The following is a 15,826-nucleotide window of genomic DNA, read 5'->3' on the forward strand; positions in this document are numbered from 1 at the left end:
ACCGGCGCGCGTGTCCGCTCAGCGAGGTAATCCGATGATTCAGAAACTCACGTCCGACGAACGTGTGCAGCAGTTGGCGAAGCTCAACGGCTGGCAGGCCGTCGCGAACCGCGACGCGATCCAGCGCAGCTTCCAGTTCGCCGATTTCAACGAGGCTTTTGGCTTCATGACGCGCGTGGCGATCAAGGCGCAGGAAATGGATCACCACCCCGAGTGGTTCAACGTCTACAGCAAGGTGGACATCACGCTGTCCACGCACGAAGCGAGCGGCGTCACCGAACGTGATATCGAACTTGCGACGTTCATCGACAGTATTACCGCGTAATGACCGTATTACCGTGTAATACAAAATATCCGCGGCGTTTTGTGCGGGTTTATATGTCGCGCAGCGTGCAATCGAATCGGAATGAAAGGCCAATGCAGGCAATTTCCCCTGCAAACCTTCAGTTCTACAGGCTAGTATTAAGTCGAACGTAAGACTCCCACGCCTGCTTTGCGAGAGGGTCCAAACGATCCGGCGATAGCGACTGCTGACGCTGTACAATCAGCAGCGCATACGGCTTGGAGAGCGCGCTTGCCTCCTTGCACAGTACGAGTTCGTCGCCGCTCGAAGGTGAGCGGGCGCGCCAGAAGTTGATTGCGGCTTCCAGTTCGTGAATGCTTATTTCGGACATGACTTCGTGATCGCCGGGAAGGCGCTTCAGGACGGCTCGATGGCTGCTTCGTGGCACGTTTCCGCCGATGCGGCACGGTCACGCCGCACGCTGTGTTGTGCAGCAGGCGCCCCGGCGAACCGCTTGCCCAGACGCCTAACCCATTGTACTTGAGCGAAATCCATGCGACTCCTTCTGATCGAAGATGACCGCCCCATCGCACGCGGCATCCAAAGCAGTCTCGAACAAGCCGGCTTCACCGTCGACATGGTCCATGACGGCATCTTTGCCGAACAGGCCCTCACGCAAAACCGCCACGAGCTGGTGATCCTCGACCTGGGTCTGCCCGGTATCGACGGCATGACGCTGCTCTCGCGCTTTCGCCAGAGCAACCGCCACACACCGGTGATCATCCTGACCGCGCGCGACGAATTGAACGACCGCGTGCAGGGCCTTAATTCGGGCGCCGACGACTACATGCTGAAGCCGTTCGAACCCGCCGAACTCGAAGCGCGCATTCGCGCGGTGATGCGCCGCAGCGGACCGCATGGCGACATGCCGCGTCCGGAAGTGTCCCTAGGCGGGGTGCGCCTGTCGGGCGTCGATCGCCGCATCTTCAACGACGACAAGCCGCTCGAACTGTCGCCGCGCGAATTCGCGGTGCTCGAAATGCTGTTGCTGCGTCATGGCCGCGTGGTCAGCAAGGCGCAACTGCAGGATCACCTGACGCACTTCGGCGGCGATCTCGGCGATACCGCGATCGAAGTCTACGTGCATCGCGTGCGCAAGAAACTCGAGAGCTGCCGTGTCGAAATCGTCACCGTGCGTGGCTTTGGCTATCTGTTGCAGGAAATCCGCCAGGCCGCGTGATTGCCATGAAGGCCGCGCATCGCGTCGCGGCCTGACGGCGCCGGACCGGCGCCGCGTATCCGCTGCGTGCATGACGCGCGGTACGCGATCGGCTGGCATCCGGCATATTTCGCGGCGCTTCGCGCCGTCGTCACCGCAACTGCTAACGCAGTTGCCATCTTCCCGCGCGTACGACCATGCCCCAGCCGGCCGCTAATAGTCTGCGCCGCACGCTGCTGCGGCGCCTCGCTGCTCCCCTTTCGCTGCTCGCGCTGATGAGCGGCCTGATCGCCTACTGGCTCGCCTGGCAGTACACGCAGCATGTCGTCGACCGTTCGCTTGCGGACCTCGCGACCGCGATCTCCAAACAGATCCAGATTGCCGGACCGGAAGCGCCGATCACGGTGCCGCCGCTCGCGCAGGCGATGTTCTCGGACCCGGTCGAGCATCTGGTCTACCGGATCAGCACCGGCGACAAGGAAATCGCCGGTGACCACGAGCTGCCGCTGCAAGGCACCAACGTGCGCCGCATGCACTACGCGTACGTATTCGAGACGCAGCATCAGGGCGTGACCGTGCGCGTCGCTCAGGTGCGGGTCGATCAGCCGACCGGCAACCCGATCGTCGTCGAAGTGGGTCAGCCCGTGCATCACCGCTTTCGCATCGCCGCCGAGTTTCTGGTCGCGATCATGATGCCGTTGCTGTTGCTGCTGCTGGCCGGCTGGGTGATCGTGTGGCGAGTCGTCAATCAGCAGCTCAATCCGCTGACCGCACTCGCGGATTCATTGAACCGGCAAACTCACACGTCGCTCGAACCGGTCGACGAAACCTATGTTCCGGTCGAAATCCGTCCGCTTACCGGCGCGCTGAACGCGCTGCTCGACCGGCTGAAAACCGCGCTCGAAGCACAGCGCAAGTTCATCGCCGATGCCGCGCATCAATTGCGCACGCCGCTGACCGCGGTGAAGTTGCACGCGGAGCAGGCAGTCGTCGCGCGCGATCCGCAGCAGGTGCTGGTCGCCGTACGCGAGCTGCGCGCCGCGGCCGATCGCGCGGTGCGGCTGTCGAATCAGCTATTGTCGCTCGCACGCGCGGAGCCAGGTGAGCAGGCCGCGCGCTTCGTCACCATCGACATGGCCGCGCTCGCATTCGATACCGGCGCTGAATGGGTGCCGCGCGCGCTTGCCGTGCGTGTCGACCTCGGTTTTCAGCGCCTCGACGATCCGTCGAACGATCATCCGTTGATGGCGCGCGGCAACCCGGTGCTGTTGCGCGAGGTGATCGCGAATCTGCTCGATAACGCGCTCAAGTATGTGCCTCCATCGCGCCTGGACGGTGGACGCATCACGGTGACGGTTTCGCAGACACTGGCCGACGATGTGCGCATCGCTGAGATCGTCGTCGAAGACAACGGGCCGGGTGTGCCGTGTTCGCAGCAGGCGGATCTGTTCAAGCGGTTTTTCCGCGGCGACGGACAGAGCGATGCCGGTGTCGACGGTGGCGCGGGTCTCGGCCTCGCGATCGTCCACGACATCATGGTGCTGCATCACGGCAGCGTGCATTACGAAGATGCGCCGGATGGCGGCGCACGCTTCATCGTGCGGATTCCGCTGCTGCCGGCCAGTGCGACGGCGGGTATCAGCACCGCTCCCGATACACGGCGGACGGCAAAAAAACCGGCGCACTCGGCGCCGGTGGATTTATAGCGCTGCTGTCGCGCTGTGAAGGCTTAACGGGCTGCTTCGGCTTCGGCTTCATTGCAGCTCGGCTGAACGCTTCGCTTCGACTCAACCGTTCGCCTGAGGGCTTCGACTGAACGCTGCAACCAAGCGCTCAGCCTAGTCGAAGCCCCTCACCCGCCACGTCACTTCTTCTTAGATTTCTTCGCCGACTTGCCCGGCTTGTCCGCCGACTTGTCGCCCTTGCCGGCTTTATCCGACTTGCCGCCGCCCTTGCCCTTCTCCGGCGGAGCCAGCATCGTGCCGCGGCACTTGCGCGCGCCACAACGGCATTCGTATTCTTTCTTCAGCTTCTTGGTCTGACGCGCGTCGATCACGAGGCCATAGTCGTAAAAGACTTCCTCGCCTTCCGCGATATCGCGCAGCGCATGCACATACACGTGGCCGTCGATTTCCTCGGCTTCGCAGTTCGGCGCGCACGAATGATTGATCCAGCGCGCGCTATTGCCGTTCACCTTGCCGTCGATCACCTTGCCGTTGTCGAGCGCGAAGTAGAACGTGTGATTCGGTTCAGCCGGATTGTGCGGATGACGGCGCAACGCTTCCTTCCAGGAGATCCGCTCGCCCTTGTATTCGATCAACCGTTCGCCGGCCGCAATCGGCTCGGTTGCAAACACGCCTTTGCCGTGTACACCGGAACGGCGCACGACGATCCTGCGTGAATTCATTGAATGAATCCTTGTGAATAACTGGGAGATGAAGTGGGCAATCGTCAGACGCGTGTTGCGCGCTGCGTTTTCTGACGCGCATAGCAAACGCGGCGCCCTGCGAGCGCCGCGTCGACTTGCAACGCACAATGCGTCACAACCGGCATCCTACACGCTGGAGACGGCTTCCTTCAACCGTCACAGGATGCGTTCATTCAACGTGCGGCACGAATCATCGTTGACCGAACGAAATGTCGCCGAACAGCGCTTTCTGATCGCGCGGTTGCGAGCGCCAGTACTGCGGCGGCGCTTCGACCGTAGCACCGAGTTGCGCGGCTGCGTGCCACGGCCAACGCGGGTTGTACAGCAGGCCGCGCGCTATCGCGATCAGGTCAGCGTCACCCGCTTCGATCAGCTGCTCGGCGTGCAGCGGGTCGGTAATGAGCCCGACGCCGATGGTCGTGAGGCCGGTTGCATGCTTGACGGCCTTCGCAAACGGAATCTGATAACCGGGTTCGAGCGGAATGCGCTGCAACGGCGACACCCCGCCGGACGACACATCGATCCAGTCACAGCCGCGCTTTTCCAGTTCATGAGCGAACGCGATCGTGTCTTCGAGCGTCCAGCCGCCTTCGACCCAATCGGTCGCCGACACGCGTACTCCGACCGGCTTGTCGGCCGGAAACGCGGCACGCACGATATCGACGATTTCGAGCGGAAAACGCATGCGGTTTTCGAGCGAGCCGCCGTATTCATCACTGCGCTGATTAGCGATCGGCGACAGGAACTGATGCAGCAGATAGCCGTGCGCCGCGTGCACTTCGAGCGCATCGATACCAAGACGCGCGGCACGTCGCGCCGACGCGGCGAACGCATCGCGAATCCGGTTCAGGCCGGCGGCATCGAGCGCGAGCGGCGGCTCCTCGCCATCCTTATGCGGCAATGCCGACGGTGCGTGCGGCAACCATCCGCCTTGCGCCACCGGAATCAGCTGACCGCCTTCCCAAGGTACATGGCTCGATGCCTTGCGGCCTGCGTGCGCCAACTGCATCGTCACCTTGATCGACGAGTGCTTGCGGATCGCCGCCAGCACCGGCACGAGCGCGGCTTCGGTCACGTCGTCCCACAAGCCGAGATCACCCGGTGTGATACGGCCATCCGGCTCGACCGCGGTGGCCTCGATAAACAGCATCGCCGCGCCGGACAACGCGAGACTGCCGAGGTGGATCATGTGCCATGCGGTCGCCTCGCCACGTTCGGCGGAGTATTGGCACATGGGGGAGACGACGATGCGGTTGGGAAGCGTCACGCTACGCAGCGTGAGCGGGGAGAAAAGCGCGCTCATGGATTACGCCCAGTGAAAACCCGAGAGCGATCGAGCATAGCACCGCAAGCGGTTTACTGCATGAAAGCGCCCGCTCAGCTGGTCGGGTCGACCTGATCGAGCCATTCGCCGAACATGTGCCGCGCGGCGGTTTCGAGCGTCGGACCGAATTGCGCGGTATCGGCGCGCAACTGGCGCGCATCGATATGATGACTGGCCAGCTCACTGGCATTGCCGATCAGCCACGGCTCGAAACGATCGGTGCGAATCTCGGGATGACACTGCAAGCCCAGCACATGATCGCCCCACGCGAATGCCTGGTTCTCGCAGGCCGGCGTCGACGCCAACCGCGTCGCGTTGGCGGGCAGATCGAAGGTGTCGCCGTGCCAATGCAGCATCGACGTATGCGCGCCATCCAGATGACGCAGCGGCGATGCGCGGCCGGCATCGGTCAGCGTCAGCGGCGTCCAGCCGAGTTCGACTTGTGCCGCGGGATAAACGCGCGCACCGAGCGCCCGCGCGATCAGCTGCGCGCCGAGACAGATGCCGAGCGTCGGCAGACCGGCGGCGATGCGCTTTTCGATCATCGCGAGCAACGGTACGAGCGTCGGATACAGCGCATCGTCGGTCGCGCTGATCGGTCCGCCGAGTATCACCATCAACGACGCGCCGACCGGATCCGGCGCTTCGATCCGGGCAAGCCCCACATCGAGATAACGGACCGGACGCCCGCGCTCGCCGAGCTCGAGTTCAAGACTGCCCAGATCCTCGAAATGCACATGGCGAATGGCCAGTACTTCGCGATTCATCGGCCTGTCCCACCTTCAGGTTGATTAACAACTCGCCGCGCTATGGCGCCGGCCGGCTGACGGACGGCCCATGCCGGCCGCCACAGCCGCCAGGCCATGGTAGCGGATTGTTCCGGAAAACGCGCTGCTTACTGCGCGAAGATTTTCCAGCTTTTCTTCTGGGTGGCGAGGTCCGCGGTTTCATACACGGAGCAGTCCAGACGCAGATTGGTATCCGACATGTTCTGGGCGAGCAGCGTGCAGCGATGCGGCGTCCTCTTCGGATTCTTGCTCGGTTCGAAATGGATGCAGCTCAGGCACATGCGATGCGGCGGAATCGTGTTCTGCGCTTCGAGCTGATGGATGGTCTTGAGCAGCGTGCGATAGAAAACCGCCTGCTCGTCTTCGCGCAGCGTGCCGACAGCCTTGCTCAGGAAGTCCGGCCATGCCGTGGCGCGCTTGGCGGCGGTACGGCCACGCGCGGTCAGACGGACAGCAAGCGCGCGTCCGTCGTCGAGTGCACGGCGCTTTTCCACCAGACCCTTGGTTTCGAGCGTGCTGACCGCATCGCTCGTCGTCGCGGCGGTCAAGGCCGTTTCGCGCGCAATTTCGCCGAGACGCATCGGCCCTTTACGCTGCATCAACAGCACCAGAATTTCACCTTGCGTCGGCGTGAGGCCTGCGCCTTCCGCCCATTCCCAAGCCTGGCTCCGCATTGCCGTGCTCAATCGCAGCAGGGTGTGGGTCACCCGTCCGCTTGCCTGCTCACCGTATACGCCTTCGCTCATGATCTTCAATTCGTTTATTTGTCGCTTTCGTGCGATACCGGCGATCTTCTTACCGGCCGCGCCCGCTGCGTGTGTGGGGTAGCTTCACCTAACCACCGGCGAAACCGTTGCTTCTACTTATCTCAAAAACATGCAATCTTGCAAGCGACAAGACCGCGAAAAACGACATTCTATGCGAGAGCGCCAAATCGTTCAGCTAACTTACCCAACGAAAGCTGTGGATAAGCGGGGGAAAACACTGGAATAGCCTGTGCAAGGGTTTTCGACCGGTGTGTGAAACGGACCGTATTCCTGTTTACCAGCCCTTTTAAACGCTACCGGCAAGCCTTTTATTCACCCAGTTATCAATCTCACAGTACGTTGACTTTACAAGAGATTACTCAGTTGTCCACAGGCTCGGACAATACTGGTTAACGGTTACGACACTCAAAAACATAAACGGTCAAAAAGACCTGAAATGCCACGCTTTCAAAAAGTTCTGAAAATTTCATTACCAAAAAAAACCCGCACAAGGCGGGTTTCGTTGAAATGTCATGTGTCTTTACACACGAACGGATCTTTGCGGCGAGTTTCGCGCTAAGCGCGCCACTGCAGACACTGCTGCCGCACCGCTTCGTGCAAGGACTTTTCCTGCGCGAACACGCTGCGCAGCCAGGTCGCGTCGTTGACCTGACCGCGCGCGATGGCGCCGATTTCGGCAAGCGCGTTGGCCGAACCCAGCGCCTCGGCATGCGGCGCGATCAGTTCGAGCGTCTCCAGGATGTCTTCCGAAATCGTCTTGCGCTCGCCCGTTTGCGGATTGATGCAGGTGCCCTCGAGCCCGAAACGGCATGCTTCGAAGCGATTAAAGGTATAGACGAGATAGTCGTCTTCCTTCGGCGTGATCGGCTTGTCGAGCAGCAGATGGCGCGCGAGCGTCTGAATGTAGCAGGCAATCGCCGCAGCGCGGTCCACTGAAAACGGCGTGTCCATCACGCGTACTTCGATCGTGCCGAAACCGGGCTTCGGACGGATGTCCCAGTAAAAATCCTTCATGCTGTTGACCACGCCGGTGTGCACCATCTTCGAGAAATATTCCTCGAAGCTGTCCCACGTCAGCACGAACGGCGCGCGACCGGACAACGGAAAAGCAAATACCGAATTGAGCCGCGCCGAATGAAAACCGGTATCGACACCCTGCACGAACGGCGACGAAGCGGACAACGCGATGAAATGCGGAATGAAGCGCGACATCGAATGCAGCAGATACAGCGCGCTGTTCGGATCCGGGCAGCCGATATGCACATGCTGGCCGAACACCGTGAACTGCTTCGCGAGATAGCCGTACAGCTCGGAAAGATACTGAAAACGCGGCGTATCGACGATCTGCCGCTCGCTCCATTGCTGGAACGCATGCGTGCCGCCGCCGCACAAACCGACGTTCAGGTGGTCGGCCGCGGACACCAGCGTGTCGCGAATCTTGCGCAGATCGGCGACCGCCTGCTCGTGCGACGTGCAGATGCCGGTGGACAGCTCGATCATGCTTTCGGTGATTTCCGGCGTGATATTGCCGGGGATTTTTTCGTCCTTGATGAGGCGCAGCAGATCGGTGCCGGCCTTGGTCAGATCATAGTCGTGCGTATTGACGATCTGCATCTCCAGTTCGACACCGAAGGTGAACGGTTTCGAATTGATGAAGGGTTCGAGTGACATGGCGTCCCCTGAGTCAGGTCGTTTTTAAAACGAAAGCGTTGAAAACGGGTTGCTCAACCAACCCCGCGCGGCGAGAACCGCGCTTACTCTTCGCGCCGTTCGGCGACAAGCGCGAGGCTGCGATACACGAGCCACGGCGCGAGAATCTGCAGCACGACAATCGAACACATGACGATCGCGCGCAATTGCGGATCGAAATTCGGATACAGGTTGTACGTGTCGTCGACCAGCAGATAGGCGAGCGCCGACATCGGCGATAACGACAGGCCGAGCGCCACCCCCTGCTTCCAGTTCAGACCACTCGGCTTCGCGAACGCGAGGACGCCGACCAGTTTCGCGATGAGACGCGCAACAATCAGGCCCAGCGCCGCGACTCCGCCGAGCGCGATGTGCTGCCATTCGAACGAAGTCAGCGTCAGCACGAACAGGATCACCGTGAGCAGCCAGCCGGCCGTGCCGAAGTGTTGCGGCCACAACTGCGGACGCGCTTCGAGATTCTTGACGATGATGCCGGCGGCAAGCAGCGCGAGGATCGTCGACAGCTTGAACAGATGCGCGACCGCGATCGCGAGCAGCACGAGACCGAACAGCGCGACGAACGAATGCTCGTCCTGCATGTTCAGACGGCGATAGAAAAACGTGCAGGTCCGCGCGAGCAGATACGCGAGCACCAGCGAACCGACCAGCAGATACAGCGGTTGCAGGATCGTCGCGAATACGTTGCCGTAAACCTCCTGGTGCAGCCAGCTCGACACGAGCTTTTCGATCACCACCGCGTACATGCTGTTGAGCGCGGTCAGCGTTAGCAGACGTTGCGTGACCTGGCCTTCCGCGCGCAATTCGGTTTTCAGCTGGATCACCATCGCGGGCGACGTCGCCATTGCGATTGCCGCGAGCACCATCGCTACCATCAGCGGCACATGCAGAAACAGCAGAACCGGCAAAACGAGTATGAACGTGAGCGTCGATTCGGCAATGCTCGACAGAATCAGCCACGGATTACGGCGAATCCAGCGCAGATCGAGCCGGCCGCCGAGTTCGAACAGCAGCAGACCGAGCGCGACATCGAGCAGCGGCCGCGCGGCGCTCGCGGAATCCGCATCGATCACGCCGGAGCCGGCCGCGCCCGCCACGAGGCCGATCACCGCATAACCGGAAATACGCGGCAGACGCCACGCGCGATAACAGAGTTCGCCGCACAGACCGGCGGCAAGCAATGCAAGACCCGCCCAGAAGATGGCGTCGGGTGAAAGCGGCCATGCTGGAAAAAACGAAAACGCCGAATTCATCGTGATGGGTTCTCCTTGTCAGCAACGGCAGACGACACGAACCGGCGCACACGCACACCGGCGAACGAGCGAACCATCAGCGTGTTCGCTGTCGCAATCGCTTCGCGAAGTCAGCGTTGCGAGTTTCAATGATCGGATGATCGGAATGCGCCGCGGCCGCAAAGAAGCTCACGAGCCGGCGGATTTACCGATGCGGGCTGGCCACAGCAACCGGAACGGGGAAGAACGACGTCGACTTTGAATCAGATTCTGTTTGGTCGGCACCGTTCCGTTGCTGCACGTGCCGCCCAACACGGGGGCACGACGCGGAAAAGAACGGCGATTGTGCCATAGCTTTTTCTGCCTTGACCGAAAAGAGGCCAACTCACTGGCAAAACGGTAAAAACGTACGTCATCTTCATGATGAGCGGAAAAAGCGACCGTTTCGTGCGCGCGATGGAGTTAACCGGCCCCGCAGTTTGCGCGCCGTCCGTGTGTTTTTCATGTGGGTTTACGCACGCTGCCAAGCAGAGTTCGGCGAGGTTTTGACGGAATTTCTGCGGGCTGATAGCGAGGGCGTTAGCCCGGGGTCTTGGTGTTTACTGGTTTACCGTATGTATACGTAGTAACAGTTAACAAGGTGCCTCCGTTTCTGTGGATAACCGAGGTTTACCGAAAAAAATCAGCAGTTTGCGGACGGCATAACAGGATGCACAGCATGTGCGGCAAGCGCCGGTATACGCGGGTAACTTTTTGCTGATTTTCGCGGCGCTCGAGTTACCCCGTTTACGTCCACAACGGTTCCACACGACTTGCGCTGGTTAACTGCGCGGTTATCCACAGGTTGCGGTGGACAACCGCGCATGCGGGTTAACGGTTTGCAGAGGGCGGTTAACGTGAAACTGGACGTCCGAACGACCGCCTGGTTAACCGACGCGACGGGGTTAACTGACTGCGCCTTGCCGCAATGCCCGCAGCAGAAAACGTGCAGGGTCGATGTCCTCGGCAAGATCACGTTCGAGCGGCCACGGCTCGCCTTCCAGTTGCGAGGCAATCAGCTCGGCGCCGAGCGCGGCCCACACGAGACCGCGCGATCCATACGCGAAGGCGCCGTACAGACCGTCGACGCGCGGCAGATCGAGCGGCCACGCACCACGCAAGCGCGCGGCATCGCGAGCGGACGCGGTTTCGTCGGCGAGCTGGCCAATCATCGGCATGCGGTCGCTGGTCACGCAGCGGAAGGCGACGCGGCCCTCGAAGCCGCTGGGCAGATCCGGCCGTGCCGTATCGATCGCGCGACAGAACGCCGGCAACATCTGCGCGACGCGCTCGATATTTTCCAGGTGACCGTCGGCGCGCAACGACGTGTCGGGATCATCGAGTTCATAGGTCGCGCCCGTGAGCGTCACGCCGTTTGCGAGCGGCACCGCATAGCCTTCGCCGATTACCGGCAGCGCGACGCGTTCGACCGCGCCGGGCGGCAGCAACGTCAACTGGCCGCGAATACTGCGCGTCGGCGCGTAGCGCAATCCGGCGATGCGGGCAGCTTCGTGCGCGCTCGCGACGATCACGACCGGTGCCCGCGCAACCACATTGCCGGCGACATCGAAGACGCTCCACTGATCACCGGAACGTTCGAGCCGCGCGACTTCGACGCCGAAGCGCCGTTCAAGCAGATCACCTGCCGCCGCGATTTGCGCCGCGCACAACGACGCCGGGTCGATCCAGCCGCCGCGTGGAAAGAACCAGCCGCCATGCGCAAGCGGCATGCCGGCGTGCGCACTGGCTTGCTCGGCGGTGACGGGTAACACATAGTCGGATGGATAGCGGAACGTGGCGATGGCGTCGCCGATTGCGCGCGCTTCGTCATCGTCCGCGGCGATCTGCAGCAAACCTTCCGCGCCGCGCGTCAGCCGATGGCCGGCTCGCTCGAGCGCGGCCCAGCGATTGAGCGCGTACAGGAAACCCGCGCGCGTGACGCGCGACGCAACGCTGTCGTCGCGCGAAATCATCGGGTGGAATACGCCGGCCGGATTGCCCGACGCATCCTGCGCGACCGATGCATGCCGTTCGAGCGACGTCACCCGCCAGCCGCGCGCCGCAAGCCGCTCGATGATCGCGCAGCCGGCGAGCCCGGCACCGATCACGACCGCATGCCGTTCGTCATGCGCGAACGGCGCGGGTGGTTCGTAGCGGCGCACGCGCCAACGCGGTGCGAAGCGGCCGACCAGCATCGCCCGTTTCCAGCCGAAACCATTGACCTTGCGATACTCGAAGCCGCATTGCGTCAACGCGCGTTTCACGTCGCCGGCGCTGCTGTAGGTCGCAAACGTCGCGTCCTCACCCGCGACACGCGCGAGCGATTTGAAAATCGTCGGGCTCCACAAGTCCGGATTCTTTGCCGGCGAGAAGCCATCCAGATAGAACGCGTCGGCACGCAGTCGCAACGTCGGCAAGGTCTCGGTCCCATCGCCGAAGATCAGCGTGAGCACGACGCGGCCGTCGTCGAATTCGAGCCGATGGGTGCCGGGCACGAGCATCGGCCACGCGGTTGCGAGCGTATCGGCGAGTGACGCGATCAGTGGGTCGGATAGCGTCGCCGCATGGAGTTGGCGCAGATCGGTGGCGCTGAACGGATGCTTCTCCGTCGAGACGAAATGCAGCCGCTCGCCGCGCGACGGGTCCGCGCGCCACGCAGCCCACGTCACGAGAAAGTTGATGCCGATGCCGAAGCCGGTTTCGAGCACGGTGAACGCGCGCCGTCCCTGCCATCGTTCGGGCAGCCCGTTGCCGCGCAGAAAAACGTAATGAGCCTGTTCGAGTGCGCCGACGGCGCTGTGATAGATATCGTCGTACAGCGGCGAAAACGGGCTACCGTTATCGCGAAAAGCGACGACAGCCGGGATCAGCGGATCGGTCATGCGGGGAGAGAAAGGACGCTTGAAAAAGCGGGTTCAGGTCGTTGCCGTGGGTGCTCACAGCTCGCAACGTGCCGCAAAAGCCGGCGACGCACGCTTGCTGCGTTGGCAAAAACCAACGCTAACCCCCGCCAGGACTGGGTTTCAGGCCTCAAAACGGGCTTCTGGAGCGCGAAAATTTCGATTTCCTTTCAATATGGCCCGAGAACCGCGCAATTCTTCGAAACCCTTATCCTGCTTGGGTTTGCGCTGCGCTATCATAGCAAGCGCCGCGAAGGGCGCGGCAGCACGGCCGCCGTACAGAGAATCGTCCGGTGCGACAGATCTCCGGGATCAGGGCCGCAGCTGCTCGACGGCGCGGTACGCGTACGTATAATCGGCGCGTTCGCGCTGTTCGTATCAACCTAAACTCAGAAAGGAACCTTAATGAACAAACAGGAACTGATCGACGCTGTCGCAGGACAGACGGGCGCCAGCAAGGCTCAAACCGGCGAAACGCTGGACACGTTGCTTGAAGTGATCAAGAAGGCTGTGTCGAAGGGTGAAGCGGTCCAGTTGATCGGCTTCGGTAGTTTTGGTTCGGGCAAGCGCGCAGCGCGCACGGGTCGCAATCCGAAAACCGGCGAAACTATCAAGATCCCGGCAGCCAAGACCGTGAAGTTCACGGCAGGCAAGGCGTTCAAGGACTCCGTCAACAAGCGCTAAGCAGACTGTTGCGAGGCCTACTGCCAGGCAGTAGGCACGTGAAAAACCCGCCAGTGGCGGGTTTTTTTTCGTCCGTTGTTTCGTCTATGCGTGACGTGCGATGGCGCTCGCGGGATGAGTGAGTAGTCATCGCAGCCGCGGCTCACTCTATATATAGAGGCGGCAGTAGCGAGCGCCGCGTTTAGTCGTGACGATGCACGATCTCGCCATGACCGTGCCCGCAATGCTCGCAGTCGTCACCGTGATCGTGATCATGATGACCATGGTCGTGATCGTGATCGTCTTCGTCGAAGTCCCACGCCGGGAACGGGTCGGTGAGCTGTTGCCAGCCTTGCGGGCCGAGCGCGTATTCGGCGTCGGTGACGAGGCATGCGTCGAATTTCGCGCGCCACAGCGCCGGATCGATATCGACGCCGATCAGCACGAGTTCCTGGCGACGGTCGCCGATACTCATATCGTCCTGATCGCCGTACCAGTCTGCGGCGATTTCGGCGGTCAGTTCGTCATCGCCTTGCGGCCATTCGCTGCGATCCTGCGCGGCCCACCACATACCCGCCGGACCATGCCGGCAGGCACCGCCCGCTTGCGACAACGAACCGGCGATGTCATTGCGCGTCGCGAGCCAGAAAAAGCCCTTGCTGCGCAGCACGCCCTTCCATTCCTGATGCAGCAATTCCCACAATCGCTGCGGATGAAACGGCCGGCGCGCGCGATAAACGAAATTGCCGATCCCGTATTCATCCGCTTCGCTGCGATGCGCGTGACCGTCGCCGCTGCCGGCTTCACCGTGCTGATCTTCATGCTCGTGCTCATGTTCGAGCGACGCGAGCCAGCCGGGCGCGCCCGACGCTTCGTCCATATCGAAGCGGCCGGTGTTGAGCACCTGGTCGAGCGGCACCTCGCCGAAACGGCTGACCACCTGTACCGCGCGCGGATTGATGCGCGCGAGGATGCGTTGCAAACGCGCGAGCTCATCGGCGCTGACGAGGTCGGCTTTGTTCACGACGAGCACGTCGCAGAATTCGATCTGCTCAATCAGCAATTCGACGATCGTGCGATCGTCTTCTTCGGTTGCCGCGATGCCGCGTTCAGCCAGCGCATCGGCCGAGCCGTAATCGCGCAGGAAGTTGAATGCGTCGACAACGGTGACCATTGTGTCGAGCCGCGCGAGTTCGGAGAGCGACGCACCGTCGTCGTCGACGAAAGCGAAGGTCTCGGCGATCGGCATCGGCTCGGCGACACCGGTCGATTCGATCAGCAGCGCGTCGAAGCGCTTTTCACTCGCGAGGCGGCGGACCTCGTTCAGCAGATCGTCGCGCAGCGTGCAGCAGATGCAACCGTTCGACAGCTCGACGAGTTGCTCATCGACATGCGACAGCGCGGCGGCATTGCGCACGAGCGTCGAATCGATATTGACGGAGGCGAGATCGTTGACGATCACCGCGACGCGCATGCCGCCGCGATTCGCGAGGATATGGTTCAGGAGCGTGGTCTTGCCGGCGCCCAGAAAACCGGAGAGCACGGTGACGGGCAATAGCGGCTGGTTCATCGCGGTACGGAAAAAACAGGAAGATTGGAAGGCGTGCCGGGCGCGGAACCGCGTGAAACGGAGCGGCCTTCGCGCTGCGAAAACCCGCATGAGGCTCAGCGGCGCCTGGCGGCAGTATGAAGCCGCATTGTGCATCAAAACGGCGGCACGTCGCGCGAGCCCGTCAGACGCAAAGGCAGCGCCGCAAACCGGTCGGCGGGAAAAACGACAAGGAAAGGATCGACAACTGGAGAAAGGCTGAGGCAAAAAACCGCAAAGCCGCTGCGCTGGCTAGCGCGCCGGCATCAGTTTCCAGCTGCGCAGAATCGCGACGATCTGCTGCGCGTACTTGTCGCGCAGCGCCGGTGTTTCCGAGTGGTATGCACCGACCGCCTGCCACGTGTTGCCATATTTGTTCATCTGGCGACGCAGATGCCACGCGGCGATATAGACGTTCTTGCACGGCTCCATCAGCGTGCCCTGCGAGATCCCATATTGAGCGAGCACCGGTAGATGGATCGAGTTGATCTGCATCACGCCGTAATCGATCGAACCGTTCGCGTTCTTGTGCTGCGCATCCGGCCGATTGTGCGATTCCTGCCAGGCAATCGCGCGAAGGATCAGCGGATTGACCTTCTGATACTTCGCCGCTTCGTCGAAACAGTCGGCGCGTGCTGACCCGGCTGCTGCGAGCAGCGCGAGGGTGGCGGCGACGGTGACGAACTGGCGTTTCATCAGTTAATAGGACTATTAGGACTAGCAGTACCCAGGACGACCGGCGGAACCGGACGAAGCTCGAAGTAAGGTTAGGTAAGGCAATTTTCTGGCCGGATTTTTGGCCGCGAACGCCTTGCTGGGCGGGGATTTATCACGCATCGAGGATAAACCGCGTCGGCGGACCCGCAACAACGGAGGCGAACGGCTCGT

15 protein-coding genes are annotated in these 15,826 nt (G+C 61.8%); 5 read left to right on the top strand and 10 right to left on the bottom strand.

The genetic code is table 11. The annotated features are described in order from the left end of the window. The first annotated feature begins 10 nt into the window (after window positions 1-10). Window positions 11-325: a 4a-hydroxytetrahydrobiopterin dehydratase gene (locus L0U82_RS18540; RefSeq protein ID WP_326489734.1), complete on the top strand. Its 315-nt coding sequence runs from the start codon at window positions 11-13 to the stop codon at window positions 323-325. Between the two features lie 124 nt (window positions 326-449). Here L0U82_RS18540 and L0U82_RS18545 read toward each other — a convergent pair whose 3' ends face one another. After that, on the bottom strand, window positions 450-674 hold the full coding sequence (locus L0U82_RS18545; RefSeq protein WP_233832945.1) for a DUF3717 domain-containing protein: 225 nt from the start codon (window positions 672-674) through the stop codon (window positions 450-452). 162 nt (window positions 675-836) lie between these two features. Here L0U82_RS18545 and L0U82_RS18550 point away from each other — a divergent pair, with 162 nt between their 5' ends. After that, a complete protein-coding gene (locus L0U82_RS18550) occupies window positions 837-1,523 on the top strand; it encodes a response regulator (RefSeq protein ID WP_184003058.1) in 687 nt (228 codons plus the stop codon). Between the two features lie 176 nt (window positions 1,524-1,699). Beyond that, a complete protein-coding gene (locus L0U82_RS18555) occupies window positions 1,700-3,208 on the top strand; it encodes a sensor histidine kinase (protein ID WP_233832947.1) in 1,509 nt (502 codons plus the stop codon). 158 nt (window positions 3,209-3,366) lie between these two features. Here L0U82_RS18555 and L0U82_RS18560 read toward each other — a convergent pair whose 3' ends face one another. From L0U82_RS18560 to mnmC, 7 genes are all read right to left on the bottom strand, one after another. Beyond that, on the bottom strand, window positions 3,367-3,909 hold the full coding sequence (locus tag L0U82_RS18560) for an SET domain-containing protein (RefSeq protein ID WP_233832949.1): 543 nt from the start codon (window positions 3,907-3,909) through the stop codon (window positions 3,367-3,369). 211 nt (window positions 3,910-4,120) lie between these two features. Further along, the gene (locus L0U82_RS18565; RefSeq protein ID WP_233832952.1) at window positions 4,121-5,233 is read right to left on the bottom strand and encodes an NADH:flavin oxidoreductase/NADH oxidase; all 1,113 of its coding nucleotides are present in this window, start codon (window positions 5,231-5,233) and stop codon (window positions 4,121-4,123) included. 74 nt (window positions 5,234-5,307) lie between these two features. Further along, a complete protein-coding gene (locus L0U82_RS18570) occupies window positions 5,308-6,021 on the bottom strand; it encodes a glutamine amidotransferase (protein WP_233832954.1) in 714 nt (237 codons plus the stop codon). A 128-nt stretch (window positions 6,022-6,149) separates the two neighbouring features. After that, window positions 6,150-6,788 carry a MarR family winged helix-turn-helix transcriptional regulator gene (locus tag L0U82_RS18575; protein WP_233832956.1) on the bottom strand — a complete coding sequence of 213 codons (639 nt, stop codon included), beginning with the start codon at window positions 6,786-6,788 and terminating at the stop codon, window positions 6,150-6,152. 576 nt (window positions 6,789-7,364) lie between these two features. Continuing rightward, on the bottom strand, window positions 7,365-8,480 hold the full coding sequence (locus L0U82_RS18580) for a YbdK family carboxylate-amine ligase (RefSeq protein ID WP_233832959.1): 1,116 nt from the start codon (window positions 8,478-8,480) through the stop codon (window positions 7,365-7,367). 83 nt (window positions 8,481-8,563) lie between these two features. Continuing rightward, window positions 8,564-9,769 (bottom strand): cation:proton antiporter, encoded by a 1,206-nt coding sequence (locus L0U82_RS18585; protein ID WP_233832961.1) that lies wholly within the window; start codon window positions 9,767-9,769, stop codon window positions 8,564-8,566. 923 nt (window positions 9,770-10,692) lie between these two features. Further along, complete coding sequence (gene mnmC, locus L0U82_RS18590; RefSeq protein WP_233832963.1) at window positions 10,693-12,669, bottom strand: bifunctional tRNA (5-methylaminomethyl-2-thiouridine)(34)-methyltransferase MnmD/FAD-dependent 5-carboxymethylaminomethyl-2-thiouridine(34) oxidoreductase MnmC; 1,977 nt, start codon at window positions 12,667-12,669, stop codon at window positions 10,693-10,695. A 102-nt stretch (window positions 12,670-12,771) separates the two neighbouring features. On the opposite strand from mnmC, the gene L0U82_RS18595 reads away from it, so the two are divergent. Both L0U82_RS18595 and L0U82_RS18600 read left to right on the top strand, forming a co-directional pair. After that, window positions 12,772-13,074 (top strand): hypothetical protein, encoded by a 303-nt coding sequence (locus tag L0U82_RS18595; RefSeq protein ID WP_233832965.1) that lies wholly within the window; start codon window positions 12,772-12,774, stop codon window positions 13,072-13,074. 18 nt (window positions 13,075-13,092) lie between these two features. Next, window positions 13,093-13,371 (top strand): HU family DNA-binding protein, encoded by a 279-nt coding sequence (locus L0U82_RS18600; RefSeq protein WP_075303500.1) that lies wholly within the window; start codon window positions 13,093-13,095, stop codon window positions 13,369-13,371. A gap of 181 nt (window positions 13,372-13,552) precedes the next feature. Here the strand turns inward: L0U82_RS18600 and L0U82_RS18605 are convergent, their stop codons facing one another. Beyond that, the gene (locus L0U82_RS18605) at window positions 13,553-14,920 is read right to left on the bottom strand and encodes a GTP-binding protein (protein WP_233832967.1); all 1,368 of its coding nucleotides are present in this window, start codon (window positions 14,918-14,920) and stop codon (window positions 13,553-13,555) included. A gap of 270 nt (window positions 14,921-15,190) precedes the next feature. Further along, window positions 15,191-15,634, bottom strand: coding sequence for a lytic transglycosylase domain-containing protein (locus tag L0U82_RS18610; protein WP_233832969.1), 444 nt, complete (start codon window positions 15,632-15,634; stop codon window positions 15,191-15,193). Window positions 15,635-15,826 lie beyond the last annotated feature (192 nt).

Origin of the sequence: Paraburkholderia sp. ZP32-5 (assembly GCF_021390495.1) — a bacterium.
In the GTDB taxonomy this organism is placed as follows: domain Bacteria; phylum Pseudomonadota; class Gammaproteobacteria; order Burkholderiales; family Burkholderiaceae; genus Paraburkholderia.

Coding starts and splice junctions, on each gene's coding strand:
- L0U82_RS18565 (WP_233832952.1), bottom strand. CDS start 5,233: ATGAGCGCGCTTTTCTCCCCGCTCACGCTGCGTAGCGTGACGCTTCCC.
- L0U82_RS18575 (WP_233832956.1), bottom strand. CDS start 6,788: ATGAGCGAAGGCGTATACGGTGAGCAGGCAAGCGGACGGGTGACCCAC.
- L0U82_RS18580 (WP_233832959.1), bottom strand. CDS start 8,480: ATGTCACTCGAACCCTTCATCAATTCGAAACCGTTCACCTTCGGTGTC.
- L0U82_RS18570 (WP_233832954.1), bottom strand. CDS start 6,021: ATGAATCGCGAAGTACTGGCCATTCGCCATGTGCATTTCGAGGATCTG.
- L0U82_RS18600 (WP_075303500.1), top strand. CDS start 13,093: ATGAACAAACAGGAACTGATCGACGCTGTCGCAGGACAGACGGGCGCC.
- L0U82_RS18550 (WP_184003058.1), top strand. CDS start 837: ATGCGACTCCTTCTGATCGAAGATGACCGCCCCATCGCACGCGGCATC.
- mnmC (WP_233832963.1), bottom strand. CDS start 12,669: ATGACCGATCCGCTGATCCCGGCTGTCGTCGCTTTTCGCGATAACGGT.
- L0U82_RS18610 (WP_233832969.1), bottom strand. CDS start 15,634: ATGAAACGCCAGTTCGTCACCGTCGCCGCCACCCTCGCGCTGCTCGCA.
- L0U82_RS18545 (WP_233832945.1), bottom strand. CDS start 674: ATGTCCGAAATAAGCATTCACGAACTGGAAGCCGCAATCAACTTCTGG.
- L0U82_RS18555 (WP_233832947.1), top strand. CDS start 1,700: ATGCCCCAGCCGGCCGCTAATAGTCTGCGCCGCACGCTGCTGCGGCGC.
- L0U82_RS18605 (WP_233832967.1), bottom strand. CDS start 14,920: ATGAACCAGCCGCTATTGCCCGTCACCGTGCTCTCCGGTTTTCTGGGC.
- L0U82_RS18585 (WP_233832961.1), bottom strand. CDS start 9,769: ATGAATTCGGCGTTTTCGTTTTTTCCAGCATGGCCGCTTTCACCCGAC.
- L0U82_RS18560 (WP_233832949.1), bottom strand. CDS start 3,909: ATGAATTCACGCAGGATCGTCGTGCGCCGTTCCGGTGTACACGGCAAA.